The organism is Sphingobacterium wenxiniae (genome assembly GCF_900116225.1).
Classification (GTDB): domain Bacteria; phylum Bacteroidota; class Bacteroidia; order Sphingobacteriales; family Sphingobacteriaceae; genus Sphingobacterium; species Sphingobacterium wenxiniae.
Map to the genome: position 1 here is coordinate 313070 of NZ_FOZZ01000001.1, position 15462 is coordinate 328531.

A 15462-nucleotide genomic window follows, 5' to 3' on the forward strand; every position below is an offset into this window, starting at 1 on the left:
AACATTATCAATAAAAAAGAATTTTAAGTGAAAAAACAACAACAAAAAGATAAATAAATTTTAAAAAAATCATTTTTTTAAACAAAAAACAGTAAAATAACACAAAATAAAACATAGATTTATACCGCAAAACAAACAAACCCAAAAATATAATATGAAAAGAAGAACAAAAACACAAAAATTAACAGCATTATTAGCCTTATCAACAGCTTTTTTTAGCTTAAACGCCCAAGAAAGCAACACAACCTTCTCCTTAACCTTAAATTCAGATCAATTTTTCGGTGTAGCACCGAGCGTTGGTATAGAACATAAGCTATCGGAAAAGGTAGGTGTCTCTGCTTACGGAATTTTTTGGGGAGCAGGAACAGCAGCAAACTGGGGCAATTGGACAGAATTTGGCATAGGTACCAACCTTTACCTCAGTGAAGGAATTACCTTTAACCCCAACATCGGTTTTACTTTCGGCAATCTACTTTCTAAAGGAGCCAGCGATGGTCAGTTAGGCGGTATCGCTGGCGATGGTATCGTTCCAAATTTCTTTTTCAATGTAGACATACCAAAATTTGAAAGTGAGATCTATGCTGGTTATTACGCCCCGCTTCGCGATAAAGCTCCAGCAGACGGATCTACTTTAGCTTATTTGCATTACTGGGCAAACGCAGGCTATAGAGTGAGCAGCCTATTCTCATTCGGTGGACATTTTGAGCATCTAAGAAGAACAAAAGATGATATCGGTGGTAAATTAGACTACTATCAATGGATCGGTCCCTATGTTCAATTTAACGCTGAAAAATACGGGAGCTTTATAAGATTCTCTGCAGGTCCGGAAATTAAAAACGGCCTACAGGAAAAAGACTCTTATTACAAACTTTCCGCAGGTATTTCTTTTTAACCCCCTCCTTACATAAAAACAATAAAAAAAGGGATGTTCGTTGAACATCCCTTTTTAGCTATATACGTAAAAAATTACTTCTTAGCGACTAAAGAAATCTTAAAGTTGATTTCTTTGGAAATCAAATCATCCTGTTTACCGGAATAAGTAACTCCCCAGTCTTCACGAGCAATATTAAAATCAGCGTCTACTTTAGCTGAAGCATCTGTCAATTCAACTACTTTCGCATCGAAAGTAATGTTTTTAGTTACATCTCTGATAGTCAAATTGCCGGACACTTTAATATCACCTGCCGCCGCACCAGCTTCTACAGCTGTCACTTCAAATTTTGCTTCAGGGAAAGTAGCCGCATTAAAGAAGTCTTCCGACTTCAGGTGACCATCTAACTTTTCTTTCCACTCGCCCTCCAAGTCAGTAGAGTTAATAGATGTAACATCCAAAACAAAATTACCACCGGTGATTTTATCTCCATCAACGGTCAATGCACCCGATTTGATGTTTACTGTACCTGTATGGCTTCCGGTTACTTTTGTACCAGTCCAAACAACAGTAGAGGCTGCCGCATCCACAGCGTACGAAGCACCTTCTGCAGTTGTTGTAGTCTCGATAGAGTCAGTCGTTTCCGCTTTTTTCCCCTCAGGGTTTCCTGCGCATGAAGCAAGAATCAATCCCGCTACAGCAGATAATAATAAGATTTTTTTCATATTCTATTTCTAATATATAAAAGTTTGTTTTGCAAATTACAAACCATAAAAATAGGACAATCTGTTTAAACACAAAGATTACCCTATTATTTTTAACATTTAAAAGACATTTCTAATGATAAGGAATCGCTTCGATTCTGCGGATATCCGCCCCCAAAGCTTTTAACCTTTCTTCAATATCTTGGTATCCACGTTCAATTTGCTCAATATTATAAATCACCGATTTGCCTTGAGCCGAGAGCGCTGCGATAAGCAATGACACTCCCGCACGAATATCCGGCGATGTCATTTCAATACCTCTTAACTTCGTTTGCTTGTTCAACCCAATTACAGTGGCCCGGTGCGGATCACACAAAATAATCTGCGCACCCATATCAATCAGTTTGTCTACAAAGAACAAACGGCTTTCAAACATTTTTTGATGGATCAGCACATTACCTTTTGCTTGAATAGCCGTAACCAACACAATACTCAACAAATCCGGTGTGAAACCTGGCCAGGGAGCATCTGAAACCGTCAAGATAGAACCATCAATAAAAGTATCAATCTCGTAAGACTCTTGAGCAGGAATAAAAATATCATCTCCACGGAGCTCAAATTTAATTCCCAACTTAGCAAAAACAGTCGGGATAATCCCCAACTCGTTGAAGCAGACATTTTTAATGGTAAGCTCCGAGCCCGTCATGGCCGCCAACCCGATAAACGACCCGATCTCAATCATATCCGGCAACATACGATGTTCTGTTCCACCTAATTTTTCCACTCCCTCAATAATCAAGAGGTTTGAACCTATACCGGAAATCTTCGCTCCCATACGGTTCAACATTTTGCAAAGCTGCTGCAAATAAGGTTCACAAGCTGCATTGTACAGAGTCGTTATGCCTTTCGCCAGAACAGCAGCCATCACGACATTTGCCGTCCCTGTTACAGAAGCCTCGTCAAGGAGAATATATGTCCCTTTCAATTCCGTTGCATCGACATTGAAAAAATGCTTGTCCGGGTCGTAAACAAATTTTGCCCCCAGTTTTTCAAATCCAAGAAAGTGCGTATCCAATCGACGACGACCGATTTTATCGCCTCCCGGCTTGGGGATCGCTGCCTTACCAAAACGAGCAAGTAATGGACCAACAATCATAATCGATCCACGCAATCCACCACCTTTTTGTTTAAACTCTTCCGACTGGAAATAGGCGATATTAATATCTTTTGCCTGAAACTCGTAGGTATCTTTATTTAATCTATTGACCGTAACACCTAAAGCCTTCAATAGATCAATCAGTTTATTGACATCTTTAATATCGGGAATATTACTGATAGTCATTTTTTCTTCGGTCAAGAGAACCGCCGATAATATCTGCAAAGCCTCGTTCTTCGCCCCTTGTGGAATTATTTCACCTTTAAGGGGTTTTCCACCCTGTATTTCAAATGCATTCATATTCTTCTATATATTTATTCTCAGTGAGCCCTGATATGCAACATAAACAAAAAGAAAAAGGCAACCAAATAACGCTCTACGCCATGCAATTGCCTTTTTTCTTATACTGTTGGCAGGTGCAACCTACATCTTCTTCTTCTTCTTTTTGTTATTGTTATTATTATTGTTCATCATCTTCTTACCACCATTCTTATGGTTGTTTTGCTGTTGCGGTGTATTGCCTGATTTCGTACGGCTACCCGGAGGCGGAGTTTTGAAATCCAATTTTGTCAATACTGTATCCAATGGCAAAGACAATTGCCCTTTGGACAACTCGATAAGATCATGAATAATATGGTCATCCTGTACCGAATCTTTGTTCCAGGTAATGTAAGCCATCTTCATAAAATTAGCGATGGAAATCGCCATTTTTTGTCTTGCTTCCGAACCTTCCGGCATCGCTAACGCCTTTTCAATCATACTTTCCACGGTATGTCCATAATGCTTATAGCGGATGCGATGTTGTGGATAGTCCAGCATCTGTGGCTTCTGGTGAATGGCCTCACGATCAGGTTCCGGATATGGAGAGTCAACATCAATTTTAAAATCGGAGATAATATGCAAATGATCCCACAACTTGTGTTTAAAATCTGACACGTCCCGTAAATGCGGGTTCAGCACCCCCATCATATCAATAACGACCTGTGCATAGCGATTTCTTTCTTCTTTCGTTGGAAGCGTACAGATATAGTCCACCATATTCTGCACATTCCTTCCATATTCCGCCAATATTAACTTGGGCCTTGTACTGTTATAATCAAACTCCATAAAGTATATTTATACGCTTCATCTAACGCGGATGCCTGCGCAATTATTATTTTTTTTACTATTCTACTATTCTAAGTTTTGCAAATTTAAGCAACAATTGTTTCTGTCCCAACTCTTTGAAGAAAATAGTTGCTTTCACATCCGGTTTATTCCCTTCAAGGTTCACCACCTTTCCAAATCCAAAACGCTCGTGTTCGACCTGCATCCCCACCTGTAACCTAGAAGTATCCGAAGGTGCAAAACCCTGAGTTGGCACGTGTGCTTTCGGCAAAATTGAAGTGGTCTTAACCATCTTGGGCTTAGGTTTCGAAAACGTATCCGTTTCCCGTTGTTTCCAAGCCACACGTTCAGATTGGAATCCACCATCTGTATACATATTTGCCGCAGTCTTAGAATGGAAATCCAACTCCAGACAAGCGGGATTCAACTCATCTAAAAAGCGGCTTGGCTCGCAGTTATTCAACGTTCCCCAACGATAGCGCGAAGTCGCATACGACAGATGTAGCTTCTTTTCCGCACGGGTAACAGCTACATAGAACAACCTGCGTTCTTCCTCCAGCTCAGAACGTGAGTTGAGCGATAATTGGGAGGGAAATAGATTCTCCTCCAACCCGACGATAAATACCGCTGGAAACTCAAGCCCTTTAGAAGAGTGAATCGTCATCAACGAAACCGTATCTGCATTAGGATCCTTATCATTATCATCATTGGTCAACAAGGCAATATCCTGCATAAAGATATCCAATCCCTTTTCTTCCAAATCTTCACGTTCCGAAAACTCCTTAATCCCGTTCAACAGCTCTTGAATATTTTCATAACGGCTCAATCCTTCTACAGATTTATCTTCATAAAGGTCTTTTAAAATTCCTGAATGCTGTGCGATATGCATAGCAACATCAAAAGCCGAAGCAGTCTTTGCAGCTGCCTGAAAACTCTGGATCATCAAAGCAAAATTACCAACGGCAGTCGCACTTCTTCCGTCGAGAAACATTTGTGCATTAGCAACAACATCCCAAAGACGGTATTGCTGCTGGTCGGCAGCAACCATAATTTTCTCAATGGTCGTATCACCGATACCACGACGCGGGTAATTGATCACGCGCTTCAACGCCTCTTCATCGTTCGGGTTGAACGTCAAACGGAAATAAGCAATCAAATCCTTGATTTCTTTACGCTGATAGAAAGACGTTCCTCCATAAAGCTTATATGGAACACCCAATTTGCGCAAGGCTTCTTCCATCGCTCGAGATTGGGCATTCGTGCGGTAAAGAATGGCAAAATCTTTATATTGCAATCCTTTCAGTGCTTTTTCCTGGCTGATAGCCTCCGCAACAATCTTTCCCTCCTCGTTATCCGAAAATGCTCTGGCTACTTTTATTTTTTCACCATCTTCATTCTCGGAGAAAACATTTTTCTCCAGTTGATTTTGGTTTTTTTCAATAATACTATTGGCCGCATTGACGATCATTTTAGTTGACCGATAATTTTGCTCCAGCTTGAACACACGCACATCAGGATAATCCTTCTGGAAATTCAGAATATTCTGGATATTCGCACCACGGAAAGCATAAATACTTTGCGCATCATCTCCCACCACACAGATATTTTCATTGACCGCTGCCAAACGCTTTACAATCAGATATTGCGAAAAGTTGGTATCCTGATACTCATCCACCATCAAATATTTAAACTGGTGTTGATATTTATGCAATACATCAGGAAACTTGTTCAGTAACACATTGGTCTTAAACAATAAATCGTCAAAATCCATTGCTCCAGCACGATAACAGCGCTGAGCATATGTCATATAAATTTGTCCAAGCTGCCCTCTACCATTGGAAATATCTTCCGCCATGATGGCTTCATTTTTATTATATTCCTGTGGAGAAATAAGATTATTTTTCGCTGAAGATATTCGTCCATATACATGGTTGGCGTTGTACAGTTTATCGTCCAGGTTCATTTCCTTGATGATAGCCCGTATGAGGCTTTTTGTATCGTCCGTATCGTATATGGTAAAGTTTTTAGGATAACCTATAAGCTCTGCTTCCACACGCAAGATACGTGCAAAGACAGAGTGAAATGTACCCATCCAGATATTTTTGGCTTCCTGACCGACTACTTTCATGATACGCTCGCGCATCTCCTTTGCAGCCTTGTTGGTAAAGGTCAACACCAAGATATTGAAGGGATCGACACCCTTCTGAATCAAGTGTGCCACGCGATAAGTAATCACACGCGTTTTACCTGATCCGGCTCCAGCCACAATCATTACCGGACCTTCGGTCTGTTCCACAGCTGAGCGCTGCGAGGGATTTAATCCTGCTAAATAATCCAAATCTTTCTCCTAATTTTAGTTGAATTCGCTCCTACAAAAAGGGAATGTAAAGCTACACAAAATTGAATAAGGAACAAAGTGGAAAGATAAAGGAGCAAAGACCTTTTCATCTTTGCTCCTTTAATCTTTAAACCTTAAACTATTAAACACTAAAAAGGTGCATCATCCGGCATATCATTCATCCGTGAAGGCATGGTGATACCTCCGCCGCCACTGCCATCAAAGCCACCACCGAATCCACTAAAGGCATCAGACGGACCCATAGCAGAACTAAAGCTATCCGGCGTACCGAAGGAATCCCCGGCTGCGCCGGCAAAATCCTCTTCCAGATCCACAAATTTCACATATTTACCTACGAAACGCAATGGAACGATACCGGTTTCACCATTACGGTGCTTGGCAATAATCACCTCTCCGACCCCAGCAGTTGGTCGTCCCTCTTCATCCTCGGTAAGTCCATAGTATTCCGGACGGTATAAGAAAAGTACCATATCGGCATCCTGCTCAATAGAGCCCGATTCCCGCAAATCGGACAACATCGGGCGCTTACTGTTACCAGGGCGCGATTCCACCGCACGGCTTAACTGCGAAAGTGCCAATACAGGGATATTTAATTCTTTCGCAACAGATTTCAAGGCTCGCGAGATACTACCGATTTCCTGCTCACGGTTACCGCCCCCTTTCCCCTCGGCCTTACCATGCATCAACTGCAAGTAATCGACGATTACCATCTGTATATCGTGCTGCGCTTTCAAGCGTCTGCATTTCGCGCGGAATTCAAACACATTCAGTGCTGGTGTATCATCAATAATAAGTGGAGCTTCGGTCAAGCGACCTATCCTAGAATGCAATTGTTGCCATTCATGGTCAGCAAGGTTTCCTTTTTTCAATTTTTCCTGTTCAATTTCCGTTTCTCCAGCTATAAGACGGTTGACCAACTGTACAGACGACATCTCCAAAGAGAATACCGCCACAGGCTTTTGATGATCTACAGCTGCATTCCGTGCAACAGAAAGTACAAAAGCGGTCTTACCCATCGCTGGACGCGCCGCAATAATGACCAAATCCGAAGGCTGCCAACCGGAAGTCATCCTATCCAATGCTGTCAATCCGGATGGAATACCTGTCAACCCATCCGTACGATCACGCAACATTTCCAGGTTGGAAATCGCTTCACGCATGATATCATCCATCTTTCGGGAGTCCCGACGCAAGTTATTCTGCGCAATATCAAATAGGGATTTCTCTGCGTGATCCAGCAAATCGAAAATATCCGAAGTTTCGTCGTATGAGCTGTTAATGATTTCGGTCGACACCTGAATCAACTCTCGTTGTATATATTTCTGGGAAATAATGCGAGCATGATATTCTATATTAGCAGCAGAAACAACCCTATCAGTCAATTGTGTAATATAATACGCTCCACCAACCATTTCCAGAGCTCCCATTTTGCGCAGTTCCGCCGTCACTGTTAGTATATCTATGGGTGAAGTTTGTTGAAACAAACGAAATATCGCCTCATAGATTTTTTGATGTGCTTCTTTATAAAACGAATCTGGCTTTAGAATATCAATAACTTCGCTCAGCGCATTCTTTTCCAACATCAGCGCACCCAACACAGCTTCTTCCAAATCAACAGCTTGAGGAGGAAGCTTACCAAGCCCGCTGACCAGATTATTCAGACTGGTACGCTTCTTATTAAAAGAAGCTTTATTGGCCGCATTGCCGGTCATGTTATTTTGATATTCGTTCTCTAACGCCATTACAAAAGATATACAGTTTAATTCCTTAATTTATTCCTCTTTGGGAGGTGGGGAAACAAAATTATAAAAAATACCAACGAAGCGACAAACAAGTTGTAAACACTTCTAACAAGTTGCCCCAACAAGCAATCTTTATGCCCTTGACACCATTGGTTATCAATACCCTTGTTTTGAACACCTTTTGTTAAAAACGTGTGGAAAAAGAAAAAAGTGTTATGAACATCAAATGATTAAACCAATGTTAATAACTTTCAGCAATGTGGATAACCTACAACTTTCCCTTTCCTAAAGCAACCATTCCCCTATTTTAAGCATATCATTTCATAGCCAATGAGTTAACTAAAAACCTCTCATTTCTACTATGGATAAACGAAGGTCAAATACTATTTTTAGGATGTAAGCCTTTATTGTATCTTTGTGCTATGGCAAATGACAGTTCAACGATAAAGCCTTACAAATCCAAGGAAGGTAGCAAGAAGGAACAAGTAGCGGACATGTTCAACAACATATCCAAAACCTATGATAGGTTAAATCGTATGATGACAATGGGCATCGATACTATTTGGCGCAAAAAAGCTATCCGCTCCTTGAAGGATCTTAAACCACAGCTATTATTAGATGTGGCTACAGGGACAGGGGATTTTGCCATTGAATCACTTCGTATTTTACAACCAAAAAAAATCATCGGTGTCGATATTTCTGCTGGCATGCTAGAAGTCGCCAAAGAAAAAATACAGAAGAAAGGCTTGGAAGGCAAGTTTGAAGTACAATTAGGAGACTCTGAGAGGCTACAGTTTGAAGACAACACTTTCGACGCCGTTACAGTAGCATTTGGCGTGCGCAATTTTGAAAATTTAGAACAAGGTTTAGCGGATATTCGTCGGGTACTGAAGCCAGGCGGTCGAGCAGTTATATTGGAGTTATCCAATCCGAAAGCTTTCCCTATTAAACAGCTTTATTATTTCTGGTTCCATAAACTAACACCTGCTTTTGGAAAACTTGTCTCAAAAGACACGAGAGCCTACTCTTACCTACCAGAATCTGTGGCAAACTTCCCTGACGGTGAACGTTTTGCAGCCATTACGAAAAAAGTAGGCTACAGCAAAACAAAAGTTCGTCCGCAGACTTTTGGTTTTTGTACAATTTACGAATGCACAAAATGAGCAGATTACGTACATACCTCGTTCTTATCCTGTTAACCTTGATTAACTTTACGTATGCACAGCGAGGGCTTTCCCTTCCATTCTCTTCGTTTTACGATGAGAATGCCTGGCTTTCTATGGGATTACAATACAATTATGTCAACTCTTCCTACAAGGTCGGACTGAAAGATAATTGGGCTTCAATGGGGATTCGAGATGTCCCAGTTAATAATGTGCGTTATATAGACGAATTTACGTCGATCCAATCTATAGTAAGCCATGGCATGTCCGTAGCTTTACCTATCGAAGTTCGCTTTACAGATAACTTATCCAGCTCCTTCCAACCAACATTTACATTTATAAATAGTACAGGGGTTAACTTCAAAGGTCCTGATGCAGGAGGTGTAGAAAAAGAACTAATCCGAAAAATGCGCCATGTAGGCACCGGGGGAATTGAAGGAGCAAACTATAATGCTTTCGAGTTCCCTATCAATATTCGCTTCCGATCGGATGAAAAGATACTGAAGAATAAGTTCAATCGATACAGGGGCTATGTAACAGGTGGAGCACGTTATATTCGTTGGGCAAATATCGTTGGCGAATACAATGAATATAAAACAATGATTGCCAATGGTACTTTCTCTAACCCACAAATGTTGGTCATGAAGCCCGGTTATTTTGCTTGGGAAGCAGGAATGGGCGTGGAGATTTTCTTCCCTTACTTCCGTATGTCTCCCGAAATCAAGCTTATACAAAGCTTTGGTGATGTACTGGACCGTAAACATATTTTATCGCAAAACAACCCTTTTATGACGCCCTTAGATAAAACTTTTATCCGAAATATTCAGTTTAGCTTAATCTTTCAATAACCATGAGAACAGTATTTATCACGGGAGCAAGTTCAGGTATTGGTGCAGCATGTGCCGCGGTTCTTGCACGCGAAGGAAAATATCGTTTATTGCTGTGCGCCCGTCGGTTACAGCGTTTAGAAGAACTGCAGCAACAGCTACACGAGATTGCTCCACAATGCGAAACCTATATCTTTGAATTAGATGTGCGCAATGCTGAAGAAGTAGAGCAGAAACTTCAGCAGCTACCTGCTGAATGGCAGTCTATTGATGTATTGCTTAACAATGCGGGCTTAAGTCAGGGCTTAGATCCAATCCATCGTGGCGACATTGGTGATTGGGATCGCATGATAGACACCAATGTCAAAGGCTTGCTATATGTCACCAGACAAGTTATTCCTTTGATGGAAAGCAGTCAAGCTCCGCACATCATCAACTTAGGCTCTATTGCCGGCAAAGAAGTCTACCCCAACGGAAATGTCTACTGTGCGACCAAGCATGCGGTAGATGCATTGACACAGGCAATGCGTATTGACCTTTTAGAAAAAGGTATCAAAGTAACCTCTGTAGATCCGGGTATGGTGGAAACTGAATTCTCAGAGGTACGTTTCAAAGGCGATAAAGAGCGTGCAAAAAATGTCTACCAAGGACTTACACCGCTATCGGGAATCGATATCGCAGAAATTATAGCTTTTGTGCTCTCTCGCCCTGCGCATGTCAACATCAATGATCTTTTGGTTATGCCAACAGCGCAAGCTTCAGGGACTGTAGTGAAGAGAAATACGTAGTGAGATATTAGACACAATTAAACATTGAACTTTAAACGGTTAAACATTTTAAACAATTAAACAGAAAAACATGTCACTAGAACAACAAATAAATCAGGATATCAAAGCGGCAATGATTGCTAAAGACAACGCTCGCCTACGCGGTTTGCGTGCCGTTAAAGCTGCAATATTATTGGCAAAAACAGAAAAAGGTCAACAAGAAGAAATGACCGAAGAAGCGGAAATCAAAGTTTTGCAAAAATTAGTAAAACAACGTAAAGAATCTGCGGAAATATACAAACAGCAAAACCGTGAAGATCTTTACCAGATCGAACAGGAGGAGCAGGAAGTCATCGAAGCCTATCTACCAAAACAATTAGACCGTGCGGAAATTGAATCCATTATTAAAGGCATTATCGCCGATACTGGAGCTGCATCAGTGAAAGATATGGGTAAGGTAATGGGGGCTGCAAACCAGCAATTGGCAGGCCGTGCGGATGGTAGAACCATTTCAGAAGTGGTCAAGTTCCTATTGAGCTAATTAGCATCTATGCAACAGCTGATTTGGACCGTCAAGAGCTTCCATGAGCTGACAGCTTTGGAACTGTACCGTATCTTGCAATTGCGCATTACGGTATTCATGTTGGAACAAGATTGTCTTTACCCCGAATGTGATGACAAAGATCTTAAAAGTCAGCATCTGTTTGCTTACACAGCAGAAGGGGTTATCGCTGCTTACGCACGCCTACTGCCTCAAAACCTATCCTACACAGAGGTGTCCATAGGACGTGTCGTTATTGATGAAGGCTACCGCAAATATGGCTTGGGAAAAGAGCTAATGCGGCGAGCTATAGACTATTGGGATACCCAAGCTCCGGGAGAAGCCATCCGCATCAGTGCGCAACTGTATTTGCAACGCTTTTATGAAGCATTAGGCTTTCAAAAAGTAAGTGAAGAATATCTGGAGGACGATATTCCGCATATCGAAATGCTTAAAAAATAAATCCAAAAAAATAAGGGTGGCAATTGCCACCCTTATTTTTTTGGATTTCCATAATGTCTATCCCGCTCAAAAGTATTCATATGCCTTTCTTTCTTGGCCGGATAAACATCTGCTATAGTAATCATAATACCCGTTTCTTCCACTTCTCCAAATTCATCATTCAATGCCGTCCCAAATGTTTTCATTGTCGGCGAAAGATTCATGTATGTATTGATTAATGGAGGAATATTCTCACCCAACTCCCTGATTTTGGTATTCAACAATTTGTAACCTTCCTTGTAATCCAAACCGTCAAATATGCCCATATAGGATGTAATATCTGTCTTATAACCAATCTTCAACGATTCTAGTGGAGTTGCCAGACCTTCTTTATCCGGGAAATAATACTCCATAAAATAAACCAACAGATCCCGTGCCGTCGCATTGTAATGTGGATACATCGTCACCTTGCCAAAAAGATATTTAATCTCCGGATTTAGCATAACCAAAGCCCCTAGCCCATCCCAAAGATTATCCAAGGAAAACAAGCCTTTGCGGTTGTCAACCGCTGGCTGATAACGCGGTTGTACCCAAGATCGTCCAAGCTCGATGGTGTGAGGTAGATATTCCGATTTAAATTTTTCCGAAAACTCAAAATAATGTGCCGTAGAAAGGTGAAGCTGTCCTTGCTCATCCCGTGAATCTTCACATTTAATAGATCTGTATCCAGCTATGATCTCTTCATCTTCGGGATTCCAAGCGATTAATTGGTCATAATTGTGCGTACAGGTATCGTTTTCATCAATATCCAAAGGCAACCCTGTTCCTCCTCCTGCACCACGAAAAGTAAGTTCGCGGAGCCTGCCGATTTCGCGCATAATATTGGGCGCGGTATGATAGTTCACCAAGTAAACTTCGTTATTGCCATTGTTGGTATAGCGGATAAAAGCTTCTTTTGTTAATTCCGCTTTTATCAATGCTCTATCTACTGGTGCAATTATTTCTTGCATATATTATTTTTTATCCGCTAAACTATAAACTATCTCTCTCACCTCCTTCGCCCAATCCCGCTCACTTTTTGAAGCATCGAAATGGCTATAAGGTATTCTTTTTCCAAATGTAATCGTCACACGCTGGTTACGCTGTGAGAACATTTCATCAGGCAAATATAACATCTCCAAATTAACCTTTAGGCCTATCTTTTGCCTGATACGTGCTAAATTATAGAAAAAATTGGAGTTTCTTCCCGAAATATGCACAGGAATAATATCGCGTTGATACTTTTTTGCTTTTGACACAAAACTTTTTTTCCATTCCAGATCGGTGATTTCACCCTTTATCTTACGCGACACCAATCCTGCCGGGAAAATAAGCAAGGCATTTTCGGAGGCATAGGCTTTGTCTATCGCGACAATACCACTCTTGGCTTGATTTCCTACTTTATTCACAGGAATAAACAAAGGCTCAAGGTTGCGGATATTCATCAGAATATCGTTCACTAAAAATTTCACATCCCGACGATATCGTCCAATACCCTGCATAATAGCAATCCCGTCCAGACCTCCCAAAGGATGGTTGGAAGCAAAAATAACATTATCTGTCGCAGGAATATTTTCCACGCCTTCCAGTACAACATCTACACCAAGTTCCTCGATCAGGGCATCCACAAAATCCAGTCCATAAAGATCCCTAAACTTGGTCATGATATAGTTTATATCATCCTCATGCAGGACGCGCTCTAAATATCGTACTAAAGGTCTGGGAATCCATTTCGCCAATTTAGGACTTTTTTTGTGGATGACATTACGCACCTCAATAAACTTCACCTGTTCTTCTTCGTTCATGCTTGATGATAAGTTATCTTCTACATTTCCACATTAGCTATAGGCTTTAAGCAATAAGCATCGATTAAAAGCACTTTGGCAGGCTAAACAGTCAGCTTACAGCTTAAGGCTTACTGCCTATTGCTGAGTTTCAATCAACAAACCGTAAAAATACATAAAATTTATTTCATACGGTCAAAAAGTTCCTATATTAGATGACAGAATATGCAAGCTGATTAAACGTTTTGCGCTGCTAAGTGTTTAATCATATAAAGGAGCACATCATGTACATAGGCGAAATTCTTACACACGACGATTACCAGCTGACAGTGGAAGACACCATTGGTTATGCCTTGGACAGAATGAACGAGCTACATGTACATCAGCTCCCTGTCATTAACCAAACGGAACTATTAGGCGTTATCCACGAAGAAGACTTATTGTCTGCCCACAACGACAACCAATCTTTAAGTAGTCTCTTTGTCTCATTGCGTTTTGTATATCTCTTCGAAGACCAGCATATTTTCGATGCCTTACAATACACATCTGTACATCAACTAGACCTTGTTCCTGTGCTGGACAAAGATAAGATGTATGTTGGTGTTGTGACCTTGTCCGAACTTTCTAAAGCCATCAACGTCACATTAGGCAATGACAACAGCGGAGCCATTATCGTATTGGAAGTTGGCAAAAACGACGTAGCATTCTCTCATGTCGCCCACATTGTCGAATCTGAGAACATGCGCATTCTCAACATGTCCTTACGCAATATAGAAGAAAGCACCAAAACCGAAATCACGATCAAGGTCGATAAGCAGAATATTTCTGCCCTAATCGCTTCTTTCTGGCGCTTCGACTATACCGTCAAAGCTACATTCAACGACGGAAATCAGCATTCTGACATCAAAGACCGCTACGATATCCTTATGAATTATTTAAATTTATAAGAATAACCTATTTTTTAGCATCTTTGCAAAAGCTTTGACAACAATACTTCCCATGCAACAACACACCATAGCAATATATGGAAGAGAATTCAATTCGTCTGTAATCCCCTATGTAGAGCAACTATTTGCCTATCTAAAGGAGAAAGGCGTTCAGGTATATATTCATTCGGACTTTTATGGCTTCTTGAAGAAACAGTTTAACTGCCCAGATGATTTTTTGTTGTATTACAACCATGGCGACCTTCCTACAGACATTCTCTTTCTTTTGAGCCTCGGAGGTGACGGAACTATGTTATCCGCAGTTTCGCAAGTCAAAGCTTCAGGTATCCCCATCGCGGGAATTAACTTCGGGCGTTTAGGGTTTCTAGCCTCTATACATAAGACCAAAATCATCGAAGCTTTAGAGGATATCTTTTCAGGGAAATACCAACTACAACCCCGCGCTTTATTAGAAGTATCCGGTAGCGACAAAAACATCTTTGGAGAAGACAACTTTGCGCTCAACGATATTACTGTATTTCGCCACGATACTTCCTCCATGATTACCATCCATGCAAAACTCAATGGAGAATTATTGAATGCCTACTGGGCGGATGGCATTATTATCGCCACGCCTACGGGTTCCACAGCTTATTCACTAAGTTGTGGCGGACCGATCATCATGCCAGGAAGTGGTAATTTCGTCATCACGCCCATAGCTCCGCACAACTTAAATGTTCGTCCTATTGTTATCTCAGCAAATAGCACTTTAGAGTTAGAAATCGAGAGTCGCACGGACAAATATATCCTCAGCTGCGACTCTAAAACGGCAACTCTGCCAACCACGACTAAACTAACCATCCGCAAAGCACCGTTCCATATTAACCTTATCCGGTTGGAATCAGACAAATATTTCAACACCCTAAGGGAAAAGCTACTTTGGGGATTAGACGTAAGGAACTATTAACAACAGCACCACTCTTTTAACATTTATTAATTCATTTATATTCTTATAAAACAACTATCTTTACGCCA

General features: G+C 41.0%; 15 protein-coding genes. 8 read left to right on the forward strand and 7 right to left on the reverse strand.

All coding sequences use genetic code 11. The features are described from left to right. Positions 1–154: 154 nt before the first annotated feature. Entirely contained in the window at positions 155–892 is a 738-nt protein-coding gene (locus BM375_RS01420; RefSeq protein WP_093363373.1) for a DUF6733 family protein, read from the forward strand. A gap of 74 nt (positions 893–966) precedes the next feature. Here BM375_RS01420 and BM375_RS01425 read toward each other — a convergent pair whose 3' ends face one another. The 5 genes from BM375_RS01425 to dnaB all read right to left on the reverse strand — a co-directional run bounded on the left by BM375_RS01425 (position 967) and on the right by dnaB (position 7939). Continuing rightward, a complete protein-coding gene (locus BM375_RS01425; protein ID WP_093363374.1) occupies positions 967–1596 on the reverse strand; it encodes a YceI family protein in 630 nt (209 codons plus the stop codon). 112 nt (positions 1597–1708) lie between these two features. Then, the gene (gene murA, locus BM375_RS01430) at positions 1709–3031 is read right to left on the reverse strand and encodes a UDP-N-acetylglucosamine 1-carboxyvinyltransferase (protein ID WP_093363375.1); all 1323 of its coding nucleotides are present in this window, start codon (positions 3029–3031) and stop codon (positions 1709–1711) included. 123 nt (positions 3032–3154) lie between these two features. Further along, positions 3155–3838: a DUF4290 domain-containing protein gene (locus BM375_RS01435; RefSeq protein ID WP_093363376.1), complete on the reverse strand. Its 684-nt coding sequence runs from the start codon at positions 3836–3838 to the stop codon at positions 3155–3157. Between the two features lie 58 nt (positions 3839–3896). Beyond that, on the reverse strand, positions 3897–6176 hold the full coding sequence (locus BM375_RS01440; protein WP_093363377.1) for an ATP-dependent helicase: 2280 nt from the start codon (positions 6174–6176) through the stop codon (positions 3897–3899). A gap of 149 nt (positions 6177–6325) precedes the next feature. Continuing rightward, complete coding sequence (gene dnaB / locus BM375_RS01445; RefSeq protein WP_093363378.1) at positions 6326–7939, reverse strand: replicative DNA helicase; 1614 nt, start codon at positions 7937–7939, stop codon at positions 6326–6328. A 422-nt stretch (positions 7940–8361) separates the two neighbouring features. Between dnaB and ubiE the strand changes: the two genes are divergently transcribed. From ubiE to BM375_RS01470, 5 genes are all read left to right on the forward strand, one after another. Further along, positions 8362–9102 carry a bifunctional demethylmenaquinone methyltransferase/2-methoxy-6-polyprenyl-1,4-benzoquinol methylase UbiE gene (gene ubiE, locus BM375_RS01450; protein WP_093363379.1) on the forward strand — a complete coding sequence of 247 codons (741 nt, stop codon included), beginning with the start codon at positions 8362–8364 and terminating at the stop codon, positions 9100–9102. Further along, positions 9099–9950: a hypothetical protein gene (locus BM375_RS01455; protein WP_093363380.1), complete on the forward strand. Its 852-nt coding sequence runs from the start codon at positions 9099–9101 to the stop codon at positions 9948–9950. The genes ubiE and BM375_RS01455 overlap by 4 nt, the downstream gene beginning before the upstream one ends. A gap of 2 nt (positions 9951–9952) precedes the next feature. Further along, positions 9953–10717: an SDR family NAD(P)-dependent oxidoreductase gene (locus tag BM375_RS01460; protein ID WP_093363381.1), complete on the forward strand. Its 765-nt coding sequence runs from the start codon at positions 9953–9955 to the stop codon at positions 10715–10717. A gap of 70 nt (positions 10718–10787) precedes the next feature. Continuing rightward, positions 10788–11237 carry a GatB/YqeY domain-containing protein gene (locus tag BM375_RS01465; RefSeq protein ID WP_093363382.1) on the forward strand — a complete coding sequence of 150 codons (450 nt, stop codon included), beginning with the start codon at positions 10788–10790 and terminating at the stop codon, positions 11235–11237. A gap of 9 nt (positions 11238–11246) precedes the next feature. After that, entirely contained in the window at positions 11247–11699 is a 453-nt protein-coding gene (locus tag BM375_RS01470) for a GNAT family N-acetyltransferase (RefSeq protein WP_093363383.1), read from the forward strand. A gap of 32 nt (positions 11700–11731) precedes the next feature. On the opposite strand, the gene BM375_RS01475 is transcribed toward BM375_RS01470, so the two are convergent. Beyond that, on the reverse strand, positions 11732–12688 hold the full coding sequence (locus BM375_RS01475) for a glycine N(alpha)-acyltransferase GlsB (protein WP_093363384.1): 957 nt from the start codon (positions 12686–12688) through the stop codon (positions 11732–11734). A gap of 3 nt (positions 12689–12691) precedes the next feature. Beyond that, positions 12692–13522 carry a lyso-glycine lipid O-acyltransferase GlsA gene (locus tag BM375_RS01480; protein WP_093363385.1) on the reverse strand — a complete coding sequence of 277 codons (831 nt, stop codon included), beginning with the start codon at positions 13520–13522 and terminating at the stop codon, positions 12692–12694. Positions 13523–13785: 263 nt separating this feature from the next. Here BM375_RS01480 and BM375_RS01485 point away from each other — a divergent pair, with 263 nt between their 5' ends. Next, positions 13786–14448, forward strand: a complete 663-nt coding sequence (locus BM375_RS01485) for a CBS domain-containing protein (RefSeq protein WP_093363386.1) — start codon at positions 13786–13788, stop codon at positions 14446–14448. Between the two features lie 52 nt (positions 14449–14500). Further along, on the forward strand, positions 14501–15394 hold the full coding sequence (locus tag BM375_RS01490) for an NAD kinase (protein WP_093363387.1): 894 nt from the start codon (positions 14501–14503) through the stop codon (positions 15392–15394). Positions 15395–15462 lie beyond the last annotated feature (68 nt).

Bases quoted from the DNA above. Each gene is read 5' to 3' on its own strand.
- BM375_RS01420 (WP_093363373.1), top strand. From the start codon at position 155: ATGAAAAGAAGAACAAAAACACAAAAATTAACAGCATTATTAGCCTTA.
- BM375_RS01425 (WP_093363374.1), bottom strand. From the start codon at position 1,596: ATGAAAAAAATCTTATTATTATCTGCTGTAGCGGGATTGATTCTTGCT.
- murA (WP_093363375.1), bottom strand. From the start codon at position 3,031: ATGAATGCATTTGAAATACAGGGTGGAAAACCCCTTAAAGGTGAAATA.
- BM375_RS01435 (WP_093363376.1), bottom strand. From the start codon at position 3,838: ATGGAGTTTGATTATAACAGTACAAGGCCCAAGTTAATATTGGCGGAA.
- dnaB (WP_093363378.1), bottom strand. From the start codon at position 7,939: ATGGCGTTAGAGAACGAATATCAAAATAACATGACCGGCAATGCGGCC.
- ubiE (WP_093363379.1), top strand. From the start codon at position 8,362: ATGGCAAATGACAGTTCAACGATAAAGCCTTACAAATCCAAGGAAGGT.
- BM375_RS01455 (WP_093363380.1), top strand. From the start codon at position 9,099: ATGAGCAGATTACGTACATACCTCGTTCTTATCCTGTTAACCTTGATT.
- BM375_RS01460 (WP_093363381.1), top strand. From the start codon at position 9,953: ATGAGAACAGTATTTATCACGGGAGCAAGTTCAGGTATTGGTGCAGCA.
- BM375_RS01465 (WP_093363382.1), top strand. From the start codon at position 10,788: ATGTCACTAGAACAACAAATAAATCAGGATATCAAAGCGGCAATGATT.
- BM375_RS01470 (WP_093363383.1), top strand. From the start codon at position 11,247: ATGCAACAGCTGATTTGGACCGTCAAGAGCTTCCATGAGCTGACAGCT.
- BM375_RS01475 (WP_093363384.1), bottom strand. From the start codon at position 12,688: ATGCAAGAAATAATTGCACCAGTAGATAGAGCATTGATAAAAGCGGAA.
- BM375_RS01480 (WP_093363385.1), bottom strand. From the start codon at position 13,522: ATGAACGAAGAAGAACAGGTGAAGTTTATTGAGGTGCGTAATGTCATC.
- BM375_RS01485 (WP_093363386.1), top strand. From the start codon at position 13,786: ATGTACATAGGCGAAATTCTTACACACGACGATTACCAGCTGACAGTG.
- BM375_RS01490 (WP_093363387.1), top strand. From the start codon at position 14,501: ATGCAACAACACACCATAGCAATATATGGAAGAGAATTCAATTCGTCT.